Here is a 24,979-nt window from a genome sequence, read left to right as displayed (position 1 = left end):
GCTTTCTGGACATGGGCAAAAGACTAGTATGGAGGCGAAAGCATGATCCACAAGAACTGGCAGGAACTGATCAAGCCGCTGCAACTGGTTGTGAAGGCAGGCCCCGATGCCAGCCGCGTCGCCACCGTTATCGCGGAACCGCTGGAGCGGGGCTTCGGCCTGACCCTCGGCAATGCGCTGCGGCGCGTGCTGATGTCGTCGCTGCAAGGCGCTGCGATCACTTCGGTGCAGATCGACAACGTCCTGCACGAGTTCTCTTCGGTTGCCGGTGTGCGTGAAGACGTCACCGACATCGTTCTGAACCTCAAGGGTGTCTCGCTCAAGATGGAAGTCGAGGGGCCGAAGCGCCTGTCGATCTCGGCCAAAGGGCCGGGCGTCGTGACCGCGGGCGATATCTCCGAATCGAATGGCATCGAGGTTCTGAACAAGGACCATGTGATCTGCCACCTCGATGACGGCGCCGACGTTTACATGGAACTGTCGGTCTCGACCGGCAAAGGCTATGTTTCGGCCGACAAGAACCGCCCGGAAGATGCGCCGATCGGCCTGATTCCGATCGATGCGATCTATTCGCCGGTCAAGAAAGTGTCCTACGAAGTCACCCCGACCCGCGAAGGTCAGGTGTTGGACTATGACAAGCTGACGATGAAAGTCGAAACCGACGGCTCGCTGACGCCCGAGGATGCCGTGGCCTATGCTGCGCGGATCCTTCAGGACCAACTGGCGATCTTCGTCAACTTCGACGAACCGGAATCGGCCAAGGCGGGCGAAGTGGATTCGGGCCTCGAGTTCAATCCGCTGCTGCTCAAGAAGGTGGACGAGCTGGAACTGTCGGTTCGTTCGGCCAACTGCCTGAAGAACGACAACATCGTCTACATCGGCGATCTGATCCAGAAAACCGAAGCCGAGATGCTGCGCACCCCGAACTTCGGCCGCAAGTCCTTGAACGAAATCAAGGAAGTGCTGTCGGGCATGGGGCTGCATCTGGGTATGGAAGTCGAAGACTGGCCGCCGGAAAACATCGAAGACCTGGCCAAGCGTTTCGAAGATCAGTTCTGAATACGAGTCGGGGTGAACCCCGACCTACTGGGCGCGGGTCCGTAGGTCGGGGTTTACCCCGACTCACCCACGAAAATGCCCGCCTGTGCGGGGAATAACCGGCGAAAGCCCAAGGTGAGCAGGACCAATCGTAGGCCCTGCCGGACAAAGCAAAACACGCGAATAGGAGATTCCGATGCGTCACTCGAATGGCTACCGCAAGCTGAACCGCACCCACGAACACCGCAAGGCGATGTTCGCCAACATGGCCGGTTCGCTGATCGAACATGAACAGATCAAGACCACCCTGCCGAAAGCCAAGGAACTGCGCCCGATCATCGAAAAGCTGATCACCCTTGCCAAGCGTGGCGACCTGCACGCCCGCCGTCAGGCCCATGCGCAACTGAAGCAGGACATCCACACCGCGCGCCTGTTCGAAATCCTCGGCCCGCGCTACAAGGACCGTCAGGGCGGCTATGTCCGTGTGCTGAAGGCCGGTTTCCGCTATGGCGACATGGCCCCGATGGCGATCATCGAATTCGTGGATCGTGACCCGAACGCCAAGGGTGCCGCTGACCACGCCCGCACCGCCGCGGAAGACGCCTACGAGGCATAAGCCCTTCAGACTTACCTAACGTAAAGCCCGCCTTTGGCGGGCTTTTTCATTGCGCAACAGCCCTTTGGCAGGCTTTGTGAAGGTGAGTGTCGGATTCCTCTGGGACTCCCTGTGGGTGCAATTTAAAGTTGTTCAAGAATCGTTTTCCTATCCAAAGTGCCATGTCAATCAAACTCGGGTTAGATGTTGAACTGCATCAGTTGTCGCTGATGGCCCCCGCTGGATATTCCATCGGGCTGCATATCCGCTTCACCTCGCCGCTCTTCATGTTCCAGAGCTATGACCAGTCCTGGCTGGACCACTACACCGAGCATGGCTATGTCCTACGTGATCCGATGGTCGCCTGGGGCTTTTCCACCACCGGCACGATCCGCTGGAGCGACCGCTCGCTTCCCGATCCGTTCGGCCTGTTCAAGGAGGCCGCGCGTTACGGCCTGCACTACGGGGCCACGGTCGCTTGCGGACCGATCAAGTCACGAACAATCGCCTCCTTTGCCCGTCAGGACCGGGAGTTTACCGACCATGAAATTGCAGCCGTCGCTCAGATCGTCGAGCGGATGCATGACATGACGGAACCCCCCGAAGAGCTGACCAAGGCCCAGATCGAGGCGCTTCGCTGCATTGCCGGAGGGGACAGGATCGCGGCCGCCGCTGCCAAACTGGGCATTTCCGAAAGCGCGCTGAAGGCGAGGATCACCTTGGCGCGCATTCGGCTGATGGCCAGAACGACGGCCGAGGCGATCCAGCGTGCAAAGGATTACCGACTTATGTGAATGCCCCTCCTGCAAGGTCTGACTGCCATCAAACCTGAGGGAGAAACCCATGCTGACCACCACGCTTTCTTTTGCCAATCTGCACAACCATGGCGAGCTGTTTGCCAATATGTTGCGCGCACGGCGCGAGCTTTTCATCGTTCATAACAAGTGGAACCTGCCCGAGGCGATGGGCATGGAATATGATCAGTATGACACCCCGGCCAGCCGCTGGGTGGTTGTGCATGACGATCAGGGCAAGGTGCTGGCGGGCAACCGTCTGACGCCGACCAATACGCATTGCGGCATGTATACCTACATGATCCGCGACGCACAGCGCGGGCTGCTGGACACGATTCCCGACAACCTCCTCTATGAAGAGGCGCCCGTCGCCCCGCATATCTGGGAAAGCTCGCGCCTTTTCGTCAGCCATGACGTGCCTGCGGCCATCCGCCGCCGGGTTCATGCCCAACTGATCGCCCAACTGGGCGATTCCGTGCGGGGCCTTGGTGCCACGCATTGCCTGACGCTGCTGGCCGCAACTTGGCCGCGTTGGGCTGACCGTGTGGGGGTGAAGATGAAGGCCATGGGGCCGGTGATGGAGATTGACGGCATTGATAACCAGGTCGTGATGATGGACTTCTCGAACACCCTTCACTAGCGCCCGTGCGCATGGCACCCCTTCGCGGTGCAATCCGCGAAGGAGGTTCCCATGCGCCGCATTGCCCTTGCCCTGCTTCTGGCGCTGCCGGTGCCCGGGATGGCCGAGACGGTCGCCCCCGCCTCGCAGGCGGAAATCACCCTGTCCTTTGCCCCGGTGGTCAAGGCCGCCGCGCCCTCGGTGGTGAATATCTACGCCAGCCGCATTGTCGAGACGCGGAGCAGCCCCTTCGCCGGCGACCCTTTCTTTGAAGAGTTCTTCCGTGATCTGGGGCCGACCCAGCCCAGGATACAGAACTCGCTGGGGTCCGGGGTGATCGTGGGGGCAGGGGGGCTGGTGGTTTCGAACTATCATGTGGTCGAACAGGCCACCGAAATCCGCGTGGTGCTGAACGACCGGCGCGAGTTTCCGGCCACCGTCCTTCTGGCCGATCAGGCCAGCGATCTTGCCATCCTGCAACTGACCGGCGCCGACGATCTGCCTGCGCTCTCCTTGCGCGATTCCGATACGCTTGAGGTCGGCGATCTGGTGCTGGCCATCGGCAACCCGTTCGGTGTGGGGCAAACGGTGTCGTCGGGCATCGTGTCGGGGCTGGCGCGGTCGGCCTATCAACTGGGCGACGGGCGGGGCTATTTCGTGCAGACCGATGCCGCGATCAACCCGGGCAATTCGGGCGGGGCGCTGGTGGATATGGCGGGGCGGCTGGTGGGGATCAACACGGCCATCCTGTCGAAAAGTGGCGGTTCCATCGGCATCGGCTTTGCCATTCCGGCCAATCTGGTGGCGGCAGTGGTGGCCCGGGCCGAAGCCGGGGAAGATCGCTTTGCCCGGCCATGGGCCGGGGTTTCCGCGCAAGAGGTTGATGCCGCGATGGCCGAAGCGGTGGGCCTTGGCCTGCCGCCGCGCGGAGTGGTGTTGTCGGCCTTGGCGCCGGAAAGCCCCTTTGCCGCGGCGGGGCTCAAGCCCGGCGATGTGGTCACGGCATTGGACGGACGCGAGACCAATACCCCGCAGGAGATGATGTTCCGTCTGGCCATTCTTGGCCCCGATGCGACGGTGCCGGTGACATGGTGGCGCAATGGCGAAGAGATGACGGCGAGCCTGACCCTGATCGCCCCGCCCGACAGCCCGCCGCGCGACCGCACGACCGTTCCCGCTGCGATGGCCCTTGCCGGGGCGGTGCTGGAGCGGATCAATCCGGCGGTGATTGCGGAAAAGAACCTGCCGCAGGACGCCAAGGGCGTGCTGGTGGCAGAGGTGGGCGGGCTTGCGGCCGAGGTCGGTCTGGCGCCGGGCGATATCCTGTTGCAGATCAACGGGCAGGCGGTGGCAACGCCGTCCGATGCCGTCGCGGCCCTGCAACAGGGCGGGCGGCGCTGGCAGGTGGATGTGCTGCGGCAGGGGCAGTCGCTGCGTCTGCGCTTCAGGATATGATCCGGGCTGGCAAGCCAGCCCCTGCAGGGGTAACCTGCTGCCATGGCCGATCTTTTTGACAGCCCCTCCACAGCCTCTGCCCCGCAGGCCCCGCGCCCGCTGGCCGACCGGCTGCGGCCGCGTAACCTGTCTGAGGTGATCGGTCAGGCGCATGTGCTGAACCCCGAGGGGCCGCTTGGCGCGATGCTGGCGGCGCACAGCCTGTCGTCGCTGGTCCTCTGGGGGCCGCCGGGGGTGGGAAAAACCACCATTGCCCGGCTGCTGGCGGCGGAAACCGATCTGGCCTTCGTGCAGATTTCGGCGATCTTCACCGGGGTTCCCGACCTGAAGAAGGTGTTCGAACAGGCGAAGATCCGGCGGCAGAACGGGCAGGGCACGCTTCTGTTCGTCGATGAAATCCACCGTTTCAACAAGGCGCAGCAGGACGGCTTTCTGCCGCATATGGAGGATGGCACCATCCTTCTGGTTGGCGCCACCACGGAAAATCCCAGTTTCGAACTGAACGCTGCGCTTCTGAGCCGCGCACAGGTCATCGTGCTTGAACGCCTGTCGCCTGCCGATCTGGAACGCCTTGCCCAGCGGGCCGAACGGGAGTTGGGCCGTGCGCTGCCGCTGACCGGCGAGGCGCGCGAGGCGCTGATCGACATGGCCGATGGCGATGGTCGCGCCGCCCTGAACCTGATCGAGCAGGTTGCGGCTTGGCGTGTAGACCGCCCTCTGGACCGCGATCAACTGTCGCGGCGGCTGATGCGGCGGGCGGCGAAATACGACAAATCGGGCGAAGAGCATTACAACCTCATCTCCGCCCTGCACAAATCGGTGCGCGGCAGTGACCCGGATGCAGCGCTTTACTGGTTCGCGCGGATGCTGGAGGGGGGCGAAGACCCCCGGTTCCTGGCCCGCCGCATCACACGCATGGCGGTCGAGGATATCGGGCTGGCCGATCCGCAGGCGCAGGCCGTCTGTCTGGACGGCTGGCAGACCTACGAACGCCTTGGCTCACCCGAGGGGGAGTTGGCGCTGGCGCAAGCGGTGGTCTATCTGGCGCTCGCGCCGAAATCGAACGGGGTCTATACCGCCTACAAGGCCGCCCGCGCCGCCGCGCGGGAAACCGGCAGCCTGATGCCGCCGAAACATATCCTCAATGCGCCGACCCGGCTGATGAAGGACATCGGCTATGGCAGCGGCTATGCTTATGACCATGACGCCGAAGACGGCTTTTCGGGGCAGGACTATTTCCCCGAAGGCATGAAGCGCCCGGTCTGGTATGCCCCGCCCGAACGTGGGTTCGAGCGGGAGCTGAAGAAGCGGATCGACTATTTCGCCAAACTGCGGGCGCGGCGGCAGGAGGGTTAGCCGATCAACACCTGATGCTCGCGCTGCCCCTGTGCGACGTTTTCGGCGGCAAAGACCTTGCCCGAATGCGGCTGTGCCAGCAGGGCGGCGGCATCCAGCCCTTCGCGGGCCGTGGTGCAGAACAGGGTTCGTCCCTCTGGACCGCCGAAGGAGGGACAAGAGGTGTGCGGGGCATCAAACGTGACTGCCCGCACAAAGCTGCCATCGGGCGCATAGGCGGCGACCCGGCCCGCGCCCCATTGCGCCAGCCACAGCAGACCATCGGCATCGACCACCGCACCATCGGGGTTCAGCCCCTCAGCCCGCAGGTCAAGAAAGACCTCGGGTTCGCCCCGGGGCCAGCCTTCGGCGTCCAATGCCACGCGCATCACCTGACCTGTCACCGTATCGGCGAAATGCGCAAGCTTGCCGCCCGGCGGGAAGGAAATGGCGTTGGAAATGCTGATCCCGGCAAAGAGGCGCCGCAACTCTCCCTTATACCAGCGATAGATGGCGCCCGCGCCCGGCTCGGCCTTTTTGCCCATGGTGCCGATCCAGAACCCGCCCTGCGGGTCGGCGCGCCCGTCGTTCGAGCGGTTCTGTGGCTTGTCCGCTTCAAGCTCGGTCAGGGTTTCAATCTCTTCGGATTCCAGATCGAACAGGAACAGGTCACGCTCTCCGGCGATCAGCAGCACATCGCGGCTGACCCAGCCCGCCGCCGAAACCCGTTCGGGGAAGCGCCACTGGCGGGGGCCGTCGCGGTCTTGTGACAAGAGGCGCTGGCCAAGGATGTCGAACCAGAAAAGCTGCGCCCGCGCGGGATGCCAGAGCGGGCCTTCGCCCAATTCGCACAGCCGGTCGTCAAAGATCATGCGCTGCACTCCGCAACGGCCGCATCATAGGCCGCGACAAGGGCGCGGGCGCGGGCGGCCACCTCTGCCACCGTCAGCCCCGGCGTGTAAAGCGCGGTGCCGATGCCGAACCCATCCGCCCCGGCCCTGATCCAGCTTGCAAAGTTCGATGCCCCGGCGCCGCCGACCGCGTAAACCTGTGTGCCTGTTGGCAGAACGGCGCGGATGGCCTTGACCCCCTCCGGCCCGATCAGCGTGGCGGGGAACAGTTTCAGCCCGCTGGCCCCGGCCTTCAGCGCGGCAAAGCATTCGGTCGGGGTCATGGCGCCGGGCCAGCTTTGCAGCCCCGCGGCGCGGCTGGCGGCAATCACCTCGGCATCGGTATTGGGCGAAACGATCAGCTTGCCGCCCGCATCGGCCACTTCCGCCACCTGCCGCGGGGTCAGGACGGTGCCCGCGCCGATGGCCGCGTGGTCGCCAAAGGCGCGCGCCATGGCGGCGATGGAATGCATCGGATGGGGGGAGTTCAGCGGCACCTCGATGGTGGTGATCCCGGCGCCGATCAGCGCCTCGGCCACCGGCAGCGCCTCGGGCGGGGTCAGGCCCCGCAGAATGGCAATCAGCGGTCTGCTCATCTGTCCCCCATCCGCCCGGCGGCCTTGGCCAGCCCGGCAATCGTGCAATCGCGCGCCTCAAGCCGCGTGGCCGTCAGACCTTGCCGCGCCAGCGCCCGGGCGTAAAGCCCGCAAAGCCCCGCCTCACCGATCAGCATCACCCGTGCGCCCAACCAATAGGGCCGGGCCGCGGCGAGTTCGCAGCCGATCAGCAGCCCCGAAAGCCGCGCCCGGGCGGCATCGGCCGTCAGCCCCGCGACCAGCCCCTCGGCCCGCAGACGGAAGAGGAGGGCGGCAATCCGTTCGGGGCGCTGCAACCCCTCTTCCACGCCTTGGTCAAAGGCCGCGTCATCCCAGCCGGAGCCAGCCATCCCGTGACGCAGCACCGATTGTCTGGACAAGAGGGCAAACATCTCGCCCGTCATGAAAGTCTGAAAGCTGACAACCTCGCCCGCGCTGACCCCGGCCCATTTGGAATGGGTGCCGGGCAGGCAGAACACGCCGTCAAATCCGGGGTGCAGGGCGAGCGCCCCGGCGATCTGGGTTTCCTCGCCGCGCATGACATCGGCGGGTTTGGCCTGCATCAGGCCGGGCACGATCTGCACCGCAAGCCCCGCTTGCGGCACCGGCACGTTTTCGCCCGCCGCCACCGGCGCGCAGGGCACCGCACGATAGGGCGCCTCGAACCAGCCTTGCCGGGCGCCGACCATGCCGCAGGCCACCACCGGCACCTGCCCGGCCTGCAACCATGGCCCGGTCAACCGCCGCAGCGCCGGCTCAAACGCCTCACGCGCAAGGCCGCCCATCCCCTCGTCCGAGACGGCTTCGGCCAGCACGCCATCGGGGCCCATGGCCCAGGCCCGCAGGTTCGAGGTGCCCCAGTCCACTGCGATCCATTCGGGGATCCATTCGGGCGCGGTGGTTCCATTATGTGAAACTATGTCTTGCATAGTGAAAACATGCCGCCGATCCGGCGCCCTGTCAACCGCTTGCGCGGGCTCAGTGCCTCAGTCGCGCAGCGCGCTGTCCAGCCGCTCAAGGAAATAGGTGACATTCTCTTCGCTGAAGACCATGGGCGGGCGGATCTTCAGCACATTCGCCCGGGGGCCGGTCGCGGAAATCAGCACCCCCGCCTCGCGCAGCCGGTTCACCACCTGCGCCGTGCGCGCGGCATCCGGGGCCAGCGGATTGCCACCCTGCACGATCTCGGCCCCCAGAAACAGCCCTGCGGCACGGATCGGGCCAAGGGCGGCGTGATCCTTGGCCAACGCCTGCAACCCGTCGCGGAAGGCGCCGCCGACCTTGGCGGCATTGGCCATCAGCCCCTCGTTCTCGATCACCTCCAGCACGGCAAGCGCGGTGGCGGCGGCCACGGCATTGCCGCCAAAGGTGTTGAAATACCGCGCCTTTGACCCGAAGGTGGCAATCACCTCGGGCCTCATCACCAGCCCGGCCACCGGATAGCCATTGCCCATCGGTTTGCCCAGACTGACCATGTCGGGCAAAAGGCCATGGCGTTGAAACCCCCACATGCTGTCGCCGATGCGGCCAAAGCCCGGCTGCACTTCATCGGCAATGAAAAGACCGCCCGCCGCGCGGATCGCAGCCACCGCAGGCGCAAGGAACCCCGGCGGATCAACGAAAACCCCGTCCGAAGAGAAGACCGTATCGACGATCAGCGCGGCGGGCTTGATGCCGTGGCGCCGCAGGTCGTCAATCGCCGCCTGCACGCCGGCGGCAAACTCTGCCGCCACATCGCCCATCCGCAGCGGATCGGGCGCCGGAACCAGCCGCACATGTTCGCCCAGATCGACCCCCGCCCCGAGTGAGGGCGACATCCCCGCAATGGCATGGGTGACGCCGTGATAGGCGTTTTCCGTCACGATAAAGCCGGTGCCGCCGGTCTGCGCCCGCGCGATGCGGAAGGCCAGGTCATTGGCCTCGGACCCGGTGCAGGTGAACATCACATGGCCCAGTTCGGCCGGGAAATGCGACAGCAGCCGTTCGGCATATTCCAGAATGCCGTCATGCAGATAGCGGGTATGGCTGGCGAATACTGCCGCTTGGCGCGCGGTCGCGGCCACCACATGCGGGTGGCAATGCCCGACCGAGGCGACGTTGTTATAGGTGTCCAGATAGGCGCGGCCCGCCTTGTCATAGAGCCAGACCCCTTCGCCCCGCACCAGATGCACCGGGGTTTCGTAAAACAGCCGGTAAGCCGGGCCCAAAAGCCGCTGCCGCCGTTCCACCAGCGCCACATCCTCGGGCGGCAGGTTGCCCTTGCCGGCCTGATAGGCGTTCGGCATCGCGCCGGGAAGGTCGGGGCGGGTCATGGGGCGGTCCTTTCTTGGCAGGCTTGGGCAAGGGTCTCGGCGGCCAGTTCCCGCGGGATACCGGCAAAAGCGGTCAGTCCGGCCCGCGCGGCGGGCACGTTGCGCAGGATATAGGGCGCGTTTTCGGGCCAGCGCGCGGCGCGGTGGCTGGCAATCGCCAGCGTGGTCAGCCAGCGACAGCGGGTAAGCAGCGGGATCAGCCGCGCCTCTTGCGGCAGCAGGGGGTATTCCGCCGCCCAGGCCGCCGCAAATTCGGCCAGCGAAGCCAGCGGCGCTACCGGGTCCACCTGATACGAGGCGGCCACGGCCAGATCGCAGACCAGCGCCGTGCGCACCATGTCGCCAAAGTCGAGGATGCCGGCAATCCGGTCGGCGTCCGCAGGATCGGCCAGAACATTGTGCGGGTTCAGGTCGTTATGCACCACCTGCCAGCGCAGGCCGGGCAGGGCGGGTGCGGCGGTCGCCTCGAATTCGTCCAGTGTGGCTTCGGCCATAGGGCGCAGATCGGCGGGCACGTCGGGCAGAAGCGGGCGCAGCCCCGATGCCTGCCGGATGTCCCATTGCAGCACATGATCCGCCGCCGGATGGCTGAAATCCGCCATGGCAAGCGCGAGCCGCGCCGCAATCTGCCCCATCGCCCGGCGCTGGGCGGCGCTGCGGGGCGTCAGGTGCAGCGGCGCGCCCTCAAGATAGGTCAGCAGCCGCAGATGCCCCTCGGGCAGGTCCACACCCGTTGCACCATCGCGGCTGCGGATCACCTGCGGCACCGGCAGGCCCTTGCCCTCAAGATGGATCAGGGCGCGGGTCTGGAAATCGGTCACCGCCGCAGGTTCCGCCCGGTTGGCCAGCTTCAAGACATAGCCACCCGCCCCGGTTGCGATGTGAAAGTTCAGGTCACGCTCGGATGTCAGGCGGCGCAGGGTGCCGGTCACGCCGAAATACCGCTCGGCCAGCCGGGCGGCTTCGGCCTCGGTCATCTCGGGGGGGGCGGCGGCCAGAAGGCCGCCAAGGGGCGCAGGTTCGTCCATGCGCGCAGGGAAGCCGGGCCGGCGGGCAGTGTCAAGGCGCCGGGGTGACTGGACTCATGGATAGGGCGCCAGCCGGGTTTGCTGGTCCAGCAGGCGGAAGCCGGGGCCAAGCTCGGCGGCCAGCTTGTGGAACAACGCCTGCACCCGCGCGTTGAAATCGGCACAGAAGGCGGGCGACAGGGGCAAAGGGGTTTGCGGCTCGTCCCAGTTCAGCGTTTCGCAATGCATCGCAGACAGGGCAAGCGCCTCGGCCCGGGTGGCCTCGCTCAAGCGGTCGGCCAGCTGCAGGTCCAGCGGGCCGACATCGAAAGCCGCCAGCGTTGCCGCATCCCCGGCCCAGAGCCAGCCGGACCCGTAATCGTCGAAAAAGCGCAACACCCATGTCATGGCGGCAGGATAGGGCCATCCGCGGCGGCGGCAAGCGGTCGCTTCTGGAACAGACGCCGGGGCCTGCCACCGCAAGACTGCGGCAAGACGGAGGGGCCAATGGATATCCGCAAACCGCAAGCCGAAGATTTCGCCGCCTGGGCCACGCTTTACGCCGGCTATGCGGCCTTCTACGGCGTGACCCAGACGGATGAAATGCGCGCCCGGGTCTGGTCCTGGCTGCAGGACGGCGGCCATCCGGTGCAGGGTCTGGTGGCCGCAGAGGGGGGGCGGTTGATCGGGCTGGCGCATTTCCGGCCATTCTCGCGGCCGCTTTCCGCCACGACGGGCGGCTTTCTGGACGATCTTTTCGTCGATCCCGTGGCCCGCGGCTCGGGCGCCGCAGCCGCCCTGATTGCGGCAGTCAAGGCGGAGGGGCAGGCACAGGGGTGATCTGTCATCCGCTGGATCACGACCGAGGACAATTACCGCGCCCGCGCGCTTTATGACCGGGTGGCGGATCGCACCAAATGGGTGACCTATGACATCAAGCTGGGCTGATCAGTCCAGCCCGTCATCGGGAATGTTCAGGATCGTGCCGCAAGCCTTGCAATGCACCGCGTCATGGTCATGCCGGCGCAAGCCGCAGGTCGGGCAAGGGAATACTGCCTTTGCCGGGCGCAGCATCACCTGCACCAGCCGCAAGAACAGCGAGATGCCGAAGATCATGATGCCGACCGAAATCAGCTTGCCCGTATGGCCGATCAGCGTGACATCGCCGTAACCCGTGGTGGAAAGGGTTGTGACGGTGAAATAGAGGGCATCGACATAATTGGTGATCTTGTCGTTCACGCCGCTTTGCGTTTCGTAAACCAGCGCGGTCATCAGGAAGATGAAGATCAACAGATTGATCGCCGCGCGAATGGTGGTTTCCTGCCGGCGAAAGCGCGGGAAATCATGGCGAAGCTGCACCAGCGTTTCACGCGAATGCAGCACGCGGAATATGCGCAGCACCCGCAGGAAGGCCAGCCCCTCGCCCCAGATCGGTGCCAGAAGCGAGGCGACCACGGCAATATCGGCCAGACCCCAGAGGCTGACGATCTCGCGTCGCGGGGATGAAGCGGTCCAGAAGCGGATCGCAACTTCGGCCAGAATCAGCAGGCCGATCACCGTGTCGATGCTTTCCGTCTCCCAGCCCCGGGCCAGGAACGAGGTCGCCACCAGAAAGCCCACCGTCGCCAGATCGAACAGCAACAGCCCATAGCGGAAACGGTCCGCCGCGGCGGAAGACCCTTCGTAAAGGGCGCGGATGCGGATGCGCAGGGTTCGGTTGTCGCTTTGGGTCATGCCGCCAAGATTGGCAGCGGCGCGGCGGCGGCGAAAGGGGAATTCTTGGGCGCCCGCGGTGGCAGAACGGGCTTGCCTGCGCGGGTTACGGCGGCTCTCATGCTGCGGTCAGACCGAGAGGAGTTGCGATGAACCGGATCGACCAGTTTCGCCCCGATGCCCCCGCGCTGGCCCGTCCGGGTGCGCATCCGGTGGGCGTGCGGACCGAGCTTGTGCCTGGGCCGCGCGACCTGCTCGTGGAATACTGGTATCCGGCCGAGGCGGATACGCCGCCCGGCTGCACCTATGCCACGCTGTTGCGCGACGGGCACCGGGCGATCACGCTAACGGGGCGGGCCTGCCGCGGCGCGCATCCGGTGGCCGGGGCGGCGGCGATGCCGCTGGTGGTGATCTCCCATGGCTGGCCCGGCAACCGCTATCTGATGGCGCATTTTGCCGAACATCTGGCCAGCCATGGCTACCGGGTGACGGCCATCGACCATCCGGGCAGCACCTATGAAGATCGGCAAGCTTTCGCCGAAACCCTGCTGCACCGGCCCGATGATATCCGCGCTGTGGCGCGGCATTTCGGCGGCGACCATGCGGTGATCGGCTATTCCATGGGCGGCTATGGCGCGCTGGTGGCGGGCGGTGCCGGGGTGGCCGAGGCGGCGCTGGCGATGGACGGGGCGCCGGAACCCGCGCTTTTCGCGCGGCACCGCGCGCCTGCCGTCGATCCGGCGCTGAAGGCGATTGTCCCGATCGGTCCGTGGGGCCGGGCGCATGGCCTGTGGGATGCGGCGGGTATGGCCGGGCTTGCGGTGCCGATGCTGCTGATGGCGGGTGAGGCGGATGAGATTTCCGGCTATACCGACGGAATGCGCCGCATCTTCGATGAGGCGCAGGGCGTGCCGCGCTGGTTGCTGACCTTTGAACGGGCGGGCCACAATGCTGCGGCGCCGATCTCGGCCCCTGCCGAGGCTTGGGAACCCTCCCCCCATCTCGATTTTCTGCCCTTTGGGCATTACGCCGATCCGGTCTGGGACAGCCTGCGGATGAATGACATCGCCCGCCACTTCGCCCGGGCCTTTCTCGACCTGCATCTGAAAGGCGATGCGGCCGCTGCCGCCCATCTGGTGCCGGGCAACTGGCCCGGATTTCCGGCGCCGCCGCCGGGCCTGCGGCTTGAGGCGCAAAGCCCGTGACCCGGGCGCGGCGAGAGGGCAAGCCCTCTCGCCGCGCCCGTTTTCAGGATCAGTGATCTGCCGCCGAAGCCGCCGCCTTAGCCTCTTCCACCGAGCCCGAGGCGCCGTTGAAGAAGGCGTTCAGCACCACGGCCGAAATCGAGGCCAAGAGGATGCCGCTTTCGATCAACGGATGGATGTCATGCGGCATCCATTGCTTGAAGTTCGGTGCGATCAGCGGGATCATCCCCATGCCAAGGCTGACCGCGACGATAAAGAGGTTGTTGCGGTTCGTGGCAAAGTTCACGCCGGACAGAATGCGGATGCCGGTCGCCGCGACCATGCCGAACATCACCAGTCCCGCGCCGCCCAGCACCATGGTCGGCACCGCTTCCACCAGCGCGCCCATCTTCGGCACCAGACCCAGCACGATCAGGATCAGCCCGCCCGCCACGCAGACAAAGCGGCTCTTGATGCCGGTCACGCCGACCAGCCCGACATTCTGGCTGAAGGACGTGTAGGGGAAGGTGTTGAACAGCCCGCCGATCAGCGTGCCCAGACCATCGGTGCGCAGCCCCGCCGAAAGCATCGGCTGCGTGACCTTCTTGCCCGTCATATCTCCCAAGGCAAGGAACATGCCGGTGGATTCGATCATCACCACGATCATCACCAGAACCATGGTGATCACCATGATCGGATCAAACGTCGGCATCCCGAAGTGGAAGGGCGTCACCAGCCCGAACCATGCCGCCTCGCCCACCTTGGCAAAGCTCATCGCGCCGATGGCAATGGCGATCACCACGCCAACGACGATGCCCAGCAGCACCGAGATATTGGCGACAAACCCCTTGGCGAATTTGGCGATCAGCAGGATCGAGATCAGCACGACAGCCGAGACCAGCACATTGCCCAAGGGCGCATAGGCGGGGTTGTTCATCTTGGCGGCCAGCGCCAGCCCGGCGGGCATTTCCGGCAGGCCGGTGACGCTGCCCGCAGCGGCGCCTTCGGTCACCGCTTTCAGCCAGTCGGCATGGACGGGGTCGATGATCTGCGGTGCGGTCGGGCCGACCGGATTGCCGAAGATCCAGTTGATGCCGATCCGCATCAGGCTGACCCCGATCACCAGAATGATCGTGCCGGTCACCACCGGCGGGAAAAAGCGCAGAAGTTTCGACATCAGCGGCGCGATCAGGATCGAGATCAGGCCCGCCGCGATAATGGCGCCAAAAATCGCCCGCGCGCCTTCGGCCCCGCCTTGGGCGTTGGCCATGGCCACCATCGGACCGACGGCGGCAAAGGTCACCCCCATCATCACCGGCAGCTTGATGCCGAACCATTGCGTCGCGCCCAAGGACTGGATCAGCGTCACCAGCCCGCAGACAAAGAGGTCAGCCGAGATCAGGAAGGCCACATCGGCCGGTTCCAGTTTCAAGGCCCGGCCCACGATCAGCGGCACCGCGACGGCACCGGCATACATCACCAGCACATGCTGCAAGCCGAGGGTGAAGAGTTTGGGCGGCGCGAGAATCTCGTCCACCGGATGGATTGGTTCGCTCATGTCCTTATCCCGCGGGGCTTTGGTTTTTGTGCCGTCGCCGCGCCGCCCCGGGGCGCGGTCCGGTCAGGGGGGGCCGGCCGCCAGCACCGTGAAGGGCGTGGCAAAGCGGTGTTCTTCAAGGTTCGCCGTGGTGCCGATACGGTCCACCACTGTAAAGAGGCCGGGGGCGTGCAGGGGCGTCAAGACGCCGTGCCATGTGCCGCGGTGCAGGTTTATGCCCTGCGTGCCATCGGTGATGAAAGCGCAGGGTTCTGCCTGCGGATCGGGCGAAACGATGATCAGGAAGGGGTGCTGCGTCATCGGCAGGAAAGCCTGAGAGCCGTCGGGATGCCGCTCGATCAGGTCGAAGGAATAGGGCAGGGCGCGGGGTTCGGCCTGAAAAATGGAAATTCCGGCACGGCCTTCGGCGCCGAAATCGAGCCGGGCCAGATCGTGGTGGCGGCGGCAAAGCCCGGCATTGATCAGCCGGAAATCGCCGGTGGCCGCCAGAACATCGCCAAAGGGGGCGAAGGCGGCGGCGGTGAGAGGCTGGGCGCGCAGCAGGGTCATCCGCGCCTCCTCGTCGGTCTGCGACCGCTCGTCGTCGGAGTGCCGGGTTGATGTTGCGCCTTGGGCTGGCGGCGGACCGGGGGCCAGCCCCCCGCGTCCACGGTTCCTCGAACCGATGGCGCAACCACGGACGCACCCCGGGATACTTGTAGAGAGAGGATGGGCAGAAGGGTCATCTTGCCGGGCCAAAGGCGCCGGGGCCGCGCAGCTTGGCGTGGCGGTTCACATCCTTGTAGAGAAGATAGCGGAAGGGGCCGGGGCCGGCGGCATAGCAGGCTTGCGGGCAATAAGCGCGCAGCCACATGAAATCGCCAGCCTCCACCTCGACCCAATCCTGATTGAGTTTGTAGACCGCCTTGCCTTCCAGCACATAAAGCCCGTGTTCCATGACATGGGTTTCCTCGAACGGGATCACCCCGCCCGGCTGGAAGGTGACGATGTTCACATGGGCATCGTGGCGGATGTCGGTCGGGTCGGTGAAGCGGGTGGTGGCCCAGCGGCCTTCGGTATCGGGCATTGCCACAGGGGGAATGTCGCGTTCGTTCACCACGAAGGCTGTGGGCGGGGTGACGCCGGGGGCGGCCTCGTAAATCTTGCGCAGCCAGTGGAAGCGGGCGGGTGCCGCCCCTTCGGCAAGCAGGGTCCAGCGGGCACCTGCGGGGATATAGGCGTAGGAGCCTGCCTCCATCTCATATCCAGTGCCGTCGATGGTGACGGTTGCCAGCCCGCCGGTGAAGAACAGCCAATGTTCGGCCCCCGTCTCGGCATCGGGGCTGTCCGAGCCGCCGCCGGGGGCGACCTCCATCACATACTGGCTGAAGGTTTCGGAAAAGCCGCTCATCGGGCGGGCGATCAGCCAGAGGCGCGTGGCGGTCCAGCCGGGCAGGTAGCTGACCACGATATCGGAAAAGCAGCCCTTGGGGATGAAGGCATAGGCATTGGTGAAAACCGCGCGCTGGGTCATCAGCGCGGTCTGCGGCGGCAGGCCGCCGGGGGGGGCGTAATATCCGGTCATGGCAGCAGGTCTTTCAGGCGCAGGGCGGCGATGCGTTCCACCTGTTTGCAGGCGGTGGAAAACTCGGTCGCGGTGTCATTACCGATCCGGGCGTGGAAGGCCGTCAGGATCGTGTCCTTGGTGTTGTCGCGCACGGCGATGATGAAGGGAAAGCCGTGTTTGGCCACATATTCGGCATTCAGCCGCTGGAAGGTCGCGCGCTCGTCATCGGTCAGGCTGTCGAGTGCGGCGCTGGATTGTTCGGCGGTGCTTTCCGGGGTCAGCCGTTTGGCCGCCGCGAGTTTGCCCGCCAGATCGGGGTGGGCCAGCAGCACGCCCAGCCGTTCCGCATCGCTGGCCGAGCGGAACATGCGGGCCAGCGCATTGTGCAGGCCCACGGCGCTGTCATGGGCCGGGCCAAGCTCAAGGTCAAAGGCCCGGTCCGCGATCCACGGCGAATGTTCGAAAATGGAACCGAAGCGTTCCACGAACCGTTCGCGTGCCATCTGAGAAGGCCGCTCGAATCGTTTGTGCGGATGGGTTTTTGCCCAATGGCGGGCAATGTCGATGCGGCGGGGAAACCAGACGTCCTTGTGCGATTGTGCATGGTCGAGAAAGCGGATCAGCCCGGCGATCTTGCCCGGGCGGCCGATCAGCCGGTTGTGCAGACCGATGGAAAACATCTTGGCCCGGCCCTGCTGCCCTTCGGCATAGAGGGTGTCGAAACTGTCCTTGAGATATTGGAAGAACTCTTCGCCCGTCGAATAGCCGGGCGCGGTGGCAAAGCGCATGTCATTGGCTTCCAGCGTGTAGGGGATCACCAGTTGGTCCCTGTCACCCACCTCGCGCCAATAGGGCAGGTCGTCGTCATAGGTGTCGGAAATCCAGTCGAGCCGCCCGGTTTCGGCCGTCAGCCGCACCGTGTTCATGCTGCAACGCCCGGTATACCAGCCGCGCGGCGCCTCGCCGGTGACCTCCTCATGCAGGCGGAAGCTTTCGGCGATCTGGGCCGCCTCTTCCGCTTCGGGCATGTCGCGGTGTTCGACCCATTTCAGCCCGTGGCTGGCAATCTCCCAGCCTGCGGCCTGCATTGCCGCCACCTGTTCGGGGTTGCGCGCCAGCGCCGAGGTCACGCCGTAAACCGTAACCGGCAGGCCGCGTCCGGTGAACAGACGGTGCAGGCGCCAGAAGCCCGCCCGCGCGCCATAGTCGTAGATCGATTCCATGTTCCAGTGGCGTTGCCCTGGCCAGGGTGCGGCACCGGCGATGTCGGACAGGAAAGCCTCGGACTGGCCATCGCCATGCAGGATGTTGTTCTCGCCGCCCTCTTCGTAGTTCAGCACCAGCGAAACGGCGATTTTCGCCCCGCCGGGCCAGCGGGCATCGGGGGCGTCGGGGCCGTGGCCACGAAAATCGCGGGGATAACGCTGCATTTATCGACTCCTTTGGCGGCAGGTTAGGCCGGAATGGCGGCGAGGTTTATCAAATTCTGCCATAAGCTGCTTTGTCTTGCCGCCATGGTCGCGTGCCGGTGCGGATCGCGCTAGGGTGGCAGAAAATCGGGCGGAGGCGAGAATGGCGACAGGACGGATCACGACCCATGTGCTGGACACGGCGCGCGGCAAACCGGCGGCGGGGGTGAAGATCGTGCTTTACCGGATCAGCGGGCAAAGCCACCGCAAGATTGCCGAGACGGTGACCAATGCCGATGGCCGCACCGATGCACCGATGCTGGCGGGGGCCAAGCTGACGGCGGGCAGTTATGAGCTGGTCTTCGCGGCGGGCGATTATCTGCGCGCGACGGGGCAGGCGGGCGAGGGGTTGATCTTTCTGGATGAAATCCCGATCCGCTTTGGCGTGCCGGATGAAACGCAGCATTACCATGTGCCGCTCTTGATCAGCCCCTTCGCCTATTCCACCTATCGCGGAAGTTAGGCGATTTCCGGCGTCCCCCTCTTGGCCTGCTGCCGTCTTTGCCCCAGTTACAGGCGACGGAACTTCGGCGCTGTGGCGTAGAACCGGCAGTACGGGCGAGCATGAGGCAAGCAGGATGGCGGAAACGGCAGGCAAGGACGATCTGGCGGCGATCCTTGCACAGGGGGCGCCCCGGCGCCGGCGGGGGCGATGGCTGCTGTTTGCGCTGGTGCTTCTGGCGGGTCTGGGTGGTGGGGGCTGGTATTGGTATGCTTCGGCCGGGACGGCAACCAAGGTCAGCTATACCACCGATCCCGTCGCGCTGGGCGATCTGACGGTCACGGTCACCGCCACAGGGACGGTGGAGCCGACGACGCAGGTGGATGTGTCTTCGGAACTGTCCGGCACGCTGAAGGAAATCATGGTCACGTATAACGACCGGGTGACCAATGGCCAGATTCTGGCCGAGCTGGACGATACAAAGCTTGCCGCGCAACTGGCCAATGCCGAGGCCGGGGTGGTGGCCGCCCGTGCCCGGGTGCAATCCGCCGATGCCACGCTGCGCGAAGCGGCAGAGGCGCTGACCACCGGGCAGGAGCTGGACAAGCGGGGCGTCACCACGCGCAACGCCCTGACCACGCTGCAGGCGGCCAGTGACCGCGCCATTGCACAACTGGACATCGCGCGCGCTGATCTGACGCTGGCCGAGGCGAACCGCGATCTGGTGGCGGCCGATCTGGCCAAGGCGGTGATCCGGTCGCCCATCGACGGGGTGGTGCTGTCGCGTTCGGCAGAGGTCGGGCAGATCGTGGCGGCCTCGCTGGAGGCGCCGGTGCTGTTCACGCTGGCCGAAGACCTGTCGCAGATGCAGCTTCTGGTGGATATCGACGAGGCGGACATCGGCCGGGTGGCCGAGGGCAATACGGCGGTCTTTACCGTCGATGCCTATGATGGGGTGCAGTTCCCGGCCCAGATCGTGCAGGTGCGCTATGCGCCGGAAACCACCGACAACGTGGTGACCTACAAGGCGGTGCTGGCGGTGGAAAATCCCGAAGGGCTCTTGCGTCCGGGCATGACCGCGACCGCCACGATTACCGTGGCCGAGGCCAAGGGCGCCCTGACCGTGGCCAATGCCGCGCTGCGCTATGCCCCGCCCGCGGCCAGCAGCGGCAGCAGTTCGGGCAGCGGCCTTCTGGGGCTGATCATGCCGCGCCGCGCGGGCGGCACGGCGCGAACCGGCGACGGCGCCTCGATCTGGGTGCTGCGGAGCGGCGCCCCGGTGCAGGTCGCGGTGCAGCGCGGCGAGACCAACGGGCGCCGCACCGTGATCACGGGCGAGGGGCTGGCCGAAGGCGATCTTGCCATCACCGAACAAGCGGGCGGAAGCTGATGACGCCGCCGCTGATTGCGCTGCGGGGCGTCACCCGCAGCTATGGCACGGGTGAGGCACAGGTGCGCGCGCTGGACGGGGTGGACCTGACCATCACCAAGGGCGAGTTCGTGGCGATCATGGGCCCCTCCGGGTCAGGCAAATCCACAACGATGAACATTATCGGTTGCCTCGACCGTCCCAGCAGCGGCGAATACCTGTTTCAGGGCACCCCGGTTCAGGGGTTGAGCAACGATCAGCGTGCGCTTTTGCGCCGCCACGCGCTGGGCTTTGTGTTTCAGGGCTTCAACCTTCTGGCCCGCACCTCGGCGCTGGAGAATGTCGAACTGCCGCTGATCTACAAGGGGCTGCCGCGCGAGGCGCGTGAGGCGCGGGCGCGGCTGGCGCTGGAAAAGGTCGGGCTTCAGGGGCGCGAAGACCACGACCCCTCGCAACTGTCGGGCGGCCAGCAACAGCGGGTGGCGATTGCGCGGGCGCTGGCCGGTGACCCAACGGTCATTCTGGCCGACGAACCCACCGGCAACCTCGACAGCCACCGCAGCCATGAAATCATGACCCTTCTGCAAAAGCTGAACCGGGACGAGGGCATCACCATCGTCATGGTGACACATGAGGATGACATCGCCGCCTATGCCGGGCGCCTGCTGATCTTTACCGATGGCAAGCTGACCCGCGACGAAACCATCACGCCAAGGGGTTAGGCCATGATCTGGGAAACCGTCCGCCTCGCCTTTACCGCGATCATCCGTAACAAGCTGCGCTCGTTCCTGACGGTGCTGGGGGTGGTGATCGGGGTGGCGGCGGTGATTGCCATGGTGACCATCGGGCAAGGCTCGTCGGCGCAGGTCGAGGCGAGCGTCGAGGCGCTGGGAACCAATGTGCTGATCGTTCGGCCCGGCGCCCGGGGGTTCGGGCCCTCCTCCGGGCCGCCCGCGCCGCGCTTTACCACAAAGGATGCCGAGGCATTGGCCGAGCTTTCCACCGTGCAATATGCTGCGCCGGTGGTCAGCAGCAGCCAGACCGTGGTGGCGGGCGGCGCCAATACCACCTCGCAGGTTTATGGCACCACGGCGGATTACCTGTCGGTGCAGAACTGGGCGCTGACCGGGGGTCGCAGCTTTACCGAAGGCGAGCAGAAATCGGGCGCCGCGCTGTGCATTCTGGGGCAGACCGTGCGCAGCAAGCTGTTCGGCAGCGCCGATCCCTTGGGCGAGACGGTGCGGATCAAGGGGCTGTCCTGTGAGGTGATCGGTCTTCTGGCGGTCAAGGGGGCCGGCACCTTCGGGCAGGATCAGGACGAGGTGGTTCTGATGCCCGCCCGCACCGTGCAGCGGCGGCTTGAGGGCAATCAGGATGTCGATTCCATCTCGGTTGCGCTGCGGCGCGAGGTGACGGCGGCGCGCGGCATCGCGCAGGTCAGCGAGGTCTTGCGCGAACGCCGCCGCATCGGGCTGGGGCAGACCGATAATTTCTCGGTCACCGACATGAAGGAAATCTCGTCGATGCTGTCGGGGGTGTCCTCGGTTCTGACCAGCCTCTTGTCGGCGGTGGCGGCGGTCAGCCTTCTGGTGGGCGGCATCGGGATCATGAATATCATGCTGGTTTCGGTCACCGAGCGGACCCGGGAAATCGGTATCCGGCTGGCGGTGGGGGCGACCTCGGGGCAGGTCTTGACGCAGTTTCTGGTCGAGGCGGTGGTGCTGTCGGTGCTGGGCGGGGTGCTGGGGATTGTCACCGGGCTGGGGTTGGCCTGGGTCGGCACGATCTTCATGGCCATTCCCTTTGCCCCCTCGGGGGCCATCGTGGCGCTGGCTTTCGGGTTTTCGGCGCTGGTGGGGGTGGTTTTCGGCTATTTCCCGGCCCGCAACGCCGCAAGGCTGGACCCGATCGAGGCGCTGCGCCACCAGTAGCCCGGGCTTGACCGCCCCGGCGCTGCCGCCGACACTCCGCCCGCAATCGACCGGAGTCCGCGATGTCTTCCCAGCCCCTGCTTGGCGCCGCCCTTTACCTTGACGAGCTGACCGACCTGCCCGGGATGCAGGGCTTCATCCGCGATCCGGGCCGCGACATCGAAATCCGCGATTTCACCACGGTCGGTGCGCTGTCGGACAATGTCTGGCCCGATCTGGCCGAGCGGGCGCGCAGCCTGTTGGCCGGGCATGGCGGGCGGATCGGGCTGCATGGGCCGTTCTGGGGCTTCACGCTGGACATGGCCGACCCGGATATCCGCCGGATCGTGCAGCACCGGCTGGACACCGCGCTTTCGGCGCTGGGCCGGGTGCTGAACGGGCGGGGCGGCGGGCATATGGTGCTGCACAGCCCCTATACCACATGGCACGGGTTCAACCGCTGGACCAACCAATGCGATGCGGCGGGCATTGCCGAGCGGACCCATGCCACGATTGCCCCCGCCGTCGCCCGGGCCGAGGCGGAGGGCATCGAGATCGTGCTGGAAAATTGTGAGGACATTGACCCTACCGAGCGGGTTGCGCTGGCCGCCTCGTTCAACTCACCGGCCTTGCGCGTCTCGCTGGACACGGGCCATGCGCATTATGCCCATGGCGCCACCGGGGCACCGCCGGTCGATGGTTTTGTCCGCGCGGCGGGGGCGGCGCTGGCCCATGTGCATCTGCAGGATGCCGATGGTGTGGCCGACCGGCACTGGCAGATCGGCAAGGGCAATATCCATTGGCCCGCCGTCTTTGCCGCGCTGGGCGAGATGCCTGTGCTGCCGCGGCTGATCCTTGAAATGGCGAATGCGCGGGATGTGCAGCCCTCGGCCCTGTGGTTGCAGGCACAAGGGTTGGCGGCCTGAGCGGATTTCCTGTGCTTTGGCGTCGCCTTCGGGCCTGTCGCGGTCGGGCAGGGGCTGCGCCCGCCTGCGAGGCAGGCTAGGAGAGGGGGCGAACAGAACGGCGAAGGGGTTGGGCGTGGCCTATTTTCTGGGGGTGGATACCGGCGGCACCTATACGGATGCGGTCATCGTGGACGAGGCGGCCTCGCGCGTGCTGGGCAAGGCCAAGTCGCTGACCACGCGGGCCGATCTGGCCTTGGGCATCGGGCGGGCGGCGGATGCGGCGCTGGCCGCCGCCGGGGTGGGGGCGGATGAAATCGCGCTGGTCTCGCTGTCCACCACCCTTGCCACCAATGCGCTGGTCGAGGGGCAGGGCGGCCGCGTCGCCCTTGTCTTCATCGGTTTTGACGCGGGTGATCTGGAGCGGGGCGGGCTGACCGAGGCGCTGAAGGGCGATCCGGTGATCCTTCTGGACGGCGGCCACAGCCACGCGGGCACCGAAGCGGCGGCGCTGGACCTGACCCGGCTTGAGGCGGAACTGGCGGCGCTGGGCGATCAGGTGATGGGCTTTGCCGTTGCCGCCCGCTTTGCCACCCGCAACCCGGCGCATGAACTGGCGGCGCGGGCGCTGATCCGGCGGTTGACCGGGCGGCCGGTGACCTGCTCGCATGAATTGTCCGCACAGCTGAACGGGCCGAAGCGGGCGCTGACGGCGGTGCTGAACGCAAGGCTGATCGGGATGATCGACCGGCTGGTCGCCGCATGTGAGCGGCATCTGGCGACGGCGGGCATCAGCGCGCCCTTGATGGTGGTGCGTGGCGACGGCGCGCTGATTTCCGCGGCTATGGTGCGTGAACGCCCGATCGAGACGATCCTGAGCGGCCCCGCCGCCAGCATTGTCGGCGCACGCTGGCTGACCGGGGCCAAGGATGCGCTGGTCTCGGACATTGGTGGCACAACCACCGACATCGCCCTTCTGAAAGGCGGCTTGCCCGAGATCGACCCGGAAGGCGCCCGTGTCGGCGGCTTCCGCACCATGGTCGAGGCGGTGGCGATGCGGACCTGGGGCCTTGGCGGCGACAGCGAGGTGCATCTGCAAACCGCGGGCCTGACCGGCGGGCTGCGGTTGGGTCCGCGGCGGCTGATGCCGGTCTCGCTCTTGGCGGTCGAGGCGGGGGAGATGGTTCACGCCACGCTGGACCGCGCGCTGTCCACCGAGACGGCGGGCGAATACGATGGCCGCTTCGTGGTGCCGATGGGCGGACAATCCGGCGGGCTGACCGCGCGTGAGGCGGCGGTTCTGGCGCGGATCACCGCGCCGATGCCGCTGGCCGCCGCCCTGACCAGCCGGATCGAGGTGGCCGCCCTTGAGCGGCTGGTGGCGCGGGGGCTGGTTATGCTGTCGGGGGTGACGCCCTCGGACGCCAGCCATGTGTTGGGGCGGCTGGACGCCTGGGATGGCGCGGCGGCGCACAAGGCGCTGACCCTGCTGGCGCGGCGGCGCAATGGCGCGGGCGAGCGGTTCGCCCCCGGCCCCGAGGTGCTGGCGCAGGCGATTGTCGATCAGTTGACGGCGCAGACGGTCGATTGTCTGCTGGAGGCGGCCTTTGCCGAAGATCCGGGCTTTGCCGGACAGGATGCGGCGGCGCTGGCGCGGCATCCGCTGATGGCGGCAGGCTTGCGCGGGCATCGCGGCGTGGTGGCGGTGCAGGCGCGGCTGGCGGTGCCGGTGATCGGGCTTGGCGCCTCGGCCCCGTCCTATTACGGCGCGGTGGGCGAAAGGTTGGGTTGCGAGACGATCCTGCCGGAGCATGCCGGGGTCGCCAATGCCATCGGCGCGGTTGTGGGGCAGGTCAGCCAGCGGGCGACGGGGCTGGTCTCGTCGCCGTCCGAAGGCCGGTTCGTCGCCCATCTGGCCGAAGGGCTGGTGGCCTTCAGCAGCGCGGAGGAGGCGCTGGCCGCGATGGAGGCCGCATTGCGGGCCGAGGCCGCGTTGCGGGCCCGCGCGGCGGGGGCGGAGGAGGTGAACCTGACCGTCCAGCGCGACCTGCGCGAGGCCGAGGTGGAGGGCCGCAAAATGTTCATCGAAGCGACGGTCAGCGTCACCGCCTCGGGCCGCCCGCGTGTGGCGCACGGCTGAGACCGCGCGGCGGACCGGATTGAGGGCCCCGCACCCGGTTGACGAAGCCGCGCGGCGGGATGCGATCGCGCGCGCTTGTGGGTGAGGATGCCAAGATCGGCG

General features: G+C 66.3%; 25 protein-coding genes. 14 read left to right on the top strand and 11 right to left on the bottom strand.

The features are described from left to right. The first annotated feature begins 42 nt into the window (after positions 1–42). The 6 genes from HS053_RS15550 (at position 43) to HS053_RS15525 (ending at position 5,857) form a co-directional block, all read left to right on the top strand. On the top strand, positions 43–1,059 hold the full coding sequence (locus HS053_RS15550) for a DNA-directed RNA polymerase subunit alpha (protein WP_174212179.1): 1,017 nt from the start codon (positions 43–45) through the stop codon (positions 1,057–1,059). Between the two features lie 175 nt (positions 1,060–1,234). Beyond that, entirely contained in the window at positions 1,235–1,654 is a 420-nt protein-coding gene (gene rplQ, locus HS053_RS15545) for a 50S ribosomal protein L17 (RefSeq protein WP_174212178.1), read from the top strand. Positions 1,655–1,815: 161 nt separating this feature from the next. Further along, a complete protein-coding gene (locus HS053_RS15540; protein ID WP_174212177.1) occupies positions 1,816–2,427 on the top strand; it encodes an autoinducer binding domain-containing protein in 612 nt (203 codons plus the stop codon). Between the two features lie 49 nt (positions 2,428–2,476). Next, a complete protein-coding gene (locus tag HS053_RS15535) occupies positions 2,477–3,067 on the top strand; it encodes an acyl-homoserine-lactone synthase (protein WP_174212176.1) in 591 nt (196 codons plus the stop codon). Positions 3,068–3,118: 51 nt separating this feature from the next. Continuing rightward, the gene (locus HS053_RS15530) at positions 3,119–4,501 is read left to right on the top strand and encodes a trypsin-like peptidase domain-containing protein (protein WP_174212175.1); all 1,383 of its coding nucleotides are present in this window, start codon (positions 3,119–3,121) and stop codon (positions 4,499–4,501) included. A gap of 42 nt (positions 4,502–4,543) precedes the next feature. Then, positions 4,544–5,857, top strand: coding sequence for a replication-associated recombination protein A (locus HS053_RS15525; protein WP_174212174.1), 1,314 nt, complete (start codon positions 4,544–4,546; stop codon positions 5,855–5,857). Here the strand turns inward: HS053_RS15525 and HS053_RS15520 are convergent. The 6 genes from HS053_RS15520 to HS053_RS15495 are packed head-to-tail and all read right to left on the bottom strand — an operon-like array spanning position 5,854 to position 11,049. Then, the gene (locus HS053_RS15520; RefSeq protein WP_174212173.1) at positions 5,854–6,708 is read right to left on the bottom strand and encodes an SMP-30/gluconolactonase/LRE family protein; all 855 of its coding nucleotides are present in this window, start codon (positions 6,706–6,708) and stop codon (positions 5,854–5,856) included. The genes HS053_RS15525 and HS053_RS15520 overlap by 4 nt on opposite strands. Next, positions 6,705–7,322, bottom strand: coding sequence for a 2-dehydro-3-deoxy-6-phosphogalactonate aldolase (locus HS053_RS15515; RefSeq protein WP_174212172.1), 618 nt, complete (start codon positions 7,320–7,322; stop codon positions 6,705–6,707). Before HS053_RS15515 ends, HS053_RS15520 begins: the two co-directional genes overlap by 4 nt. Further along, the gene (locus tag HS053_RS15510; RefSeq protein ID WP_174212171.1) at positions 7,319–8,251 is read right to left on the bottom strand and encodes a 2-dehydro-3-deoxygalactonokinase; all 933 of its coding nucleotides are present in this window, start codon (positions 8,249–8,251) and stop codon (positions 7,319–7,321) included. The genes HS053_RS15515 and HS053_RS15510 overlap by 4 nt, the downstream gene beginning before the upstream one ends. Positions 8,252–8,308: 57 nt before the next feature. Beyond that, on the bottom strand, positions 8,309–9,634 hold the full coding sequence (locus HS053_RS15505) for an aspartate aminotransferase family protein (protein WP_174212170.1): 1,326 nt from the start codon (positions 9,632–9,634) through the stop codon (positions 8,309–8,311). Further along, positions 9,631–10,662: a phosphotransferase gene (locus HS053_RS15500; protein ID WP_174212169.1), complete on the bottom strand. Its 1,032-nt coding sequence runs from the start codon at positions 10,660–10,662 to the stop codon at positions 9,631–9,633. Before HS053_RS15500 ends, HS053_RS15505 begins: the two co-directional genes overlap by 4 nt. A gap of 54 nt (positions 10,663–10,716) precedes the next feature. Next, positions 10,717–11,049: a hypothetical protein gene (locus HS053_RS15495; protein WP_174212168.1), complete on the bottom strand. Its 333-nt coding sequence runs from the start codon at positions 11,047–11,049 to the stop codon at positions 10,717–10,719. Positions 11,050–11,148: 99 nt separating this feature from the next. Here HS053_RS15495 and HS053_RS15490 point away from each other — a divergent pair, with 99 nt between their 5' ends. Beyond that, positions 11,149–11,481, top strand: a complete 333-nt coding sequence (locus HS053_RS15490; protein WP_241699888.1) for a GNAT family N-acetyltransferase — start codon at positions 11,149–11,151, stop codon at positions 11,479–11,481. Between the two features lie 108 nt (positions 11,482–11,589). On the opposite strand, the gene HS053_RS15485 is transcribed toward HS053_RS15490, so the two are convergent. Further along, entirely contained in the window at positions 11,590–12,375 is a 786-nt protein-coding gene (locus HS053_RS15485; RefSeq protein WP_174212167.1) for a potassium channel family protein, read from the bottom strand. 128 nt (positions 12,376–12,503) lie between these two features. Between HS053_RS15485 and HS053_RS15480 the strand changes: the two genes are divergently transcribed. Further along, the gene (locus HS053_RS15480; RefSeq protein WP_174212166.1) at positions 12,504–13,559 is read left to right on the top strand and encodes an alpha/beta hydrolase family protein; all 1,056 of its coding nucleotides are present in this window, start codon (positions 12,504–12,506) and stop codon (positions 13,557–13,559) included. A 49-nt stretch (positions 13,560–13,608) separates the two neighbouring features. Here the strand turns inward: HS053_RS15480 and HS053_RS15475 are convergent, their stop codons facing one another. The 4 genes from HS053_RS15475 to puuE form a co-directional block, all read right to left on the bottom strand. Next, complete coding sequence (locus tag HS053_RS15475; protein ID WP_174212165.1) at positions 13,609–15,096, bottom strand: nucleobase:cation symporter-2 family protein; 1,488 nt, start codon at positions 15,094–15,096, stop codon at positions 13,609–13,611. Between the two features lie 63 nt (positions 15,097–15,159). Continuing rightward, positions 15,160–15,645 (bottom strand): ureidoglycolate lyase, encoded by a 486-nt coding sequence (locus tag HS053_RS15470; RefSeq protein WP_174212164.1) that lies wholly within the window; start codon positions 15,643–15,645, stop codon positions 15,160–15,162. A gap of 172 nt (positions 15,646–15,817) precedes the next feature. Further along, the gene (locus HS053_RS15465) at positions 15,818–16,660 is read right to left on the bottom strand and encodes a bifunctional allantoicase/(S)-ureidoglycine aminohydrolase (protein WP_174212163.1); all 843 of its coding nucleotides are present in this window, start codon (positions 16,658–16,660) and stop codon (positions 15,818–15,820) included. Beyond that, positions 16,657–18,072, bottom strand: coding sequence for an allantoinase PuuE (puuE, locus tag HS053_RS15460; RefSeq protein ID WP_174212162.1), 1,416 nt, complete (start codon positions 18,070–18,072; stop codon positions 16,657–16,659). Before puuE ends, HS053_RS15465 begins: the two co-directional genes overlap by 4 nt. Before the next feature lie 142 nt (positions 18,073–18,214). Between puuE and uraH the strand changes: the two genes are divergently transcribed. From uraH to HS053_RS15430, 6 genes are all read left to right on the top strand, one after another. Then, positions 18,215–18,574 carry a hydroxyisourate hydrolase gene (uraH, locus tag HS053_RS15455; RefSeq protein WP_174212161.1) on the top strand — a complete coding sequence of 120 codons (360 nt, stop codon included), beginning with the start codon at positions 18,215–18,217 and terminating at the stop codon, positions 18,572–18,574. 115 nt (positions 18,575–18,689) lie between these two features. Beyond that, positions 18,690–19,943 carry an efflux RND transporter periplasmic adaptor subunit gene (locus tag HS053_RS15450; RefSeq protein ID WP_174212160.1) on the top strand — a complete coding sequence of 418 codons (1,254 nt, stop codon included), beginning with the start codon at positions 18,690–18,692 and terminating at the stop codon, positions 19,941–19,943. Continuing rightward, positions 19,940–20,644 (top strand): ABC transporter ATP-binding protein, encoded by a 705-nt coding sequence (locus HS053_RS15445; RefSeq protein ID WP_347233341.1) that lies wholly within the window; start codon positions 19,940–19,942, stop codon positions 20,642–20,644. The genes HS053_RS15450 and HS053_RS15445 overlap by 4 nt, the downstream gene beginning before the upstream one ends. A 3-nt stretch (positions 20,645–20,647) precedes the next feature. Further along, the gene (locus HS053_RS15440; RefSeq protein WP_174212158.1) at positions 20,648–21,853 is read left to right on the top strand and encodes an ABC transporter permease; all 1,206 of its coding nucleotides are present in this window, start codon (positions 20,648–20,650) and stop codon (positions 21,851–21,853) included. Positions 21,854–21,915: 62 nt separating this feature from the next. Next, positions 21,916–22,758: a sugar phosphate isomerase/epimerase family protein gene (locus HS053_RS15435; protein ID WP_174212157.1), complete on the top strand. Its 843-nt coding sequence runs from the start codon at positions 21,916–21,918 to the stop codon at positions 22,756–22,758. A gap of 115 nt (positions 22,759–22,873) precedes the next feature. Continuing rightward, a complete protein-coding gene (locus HS053_RS15430; protein ID WP_174212156.1) occupies positions 22,874–24,877 on the top strand; it encodes a hydantoinase/oxoprolinase family protein in 2,004 nt (667 codons plus the stop codon). Positions 24,878–24,979: the final 102 nt, after the last annotated feature.

This window comes from Tabrizicola fusiformis (genome assembly GCF_013328815.1).
Classification (GTDB): Bacteria; Pseudomonadota; Alphaproteobacteria; order Rhodobacterales; family Rhodobacteraceae; genus Fuscibacter.
The sequence above is the reverse complement of the archived record's forward strand: the minus strand, read 5'-3'. Positions and strand labels throughout refer to the sequence as shown.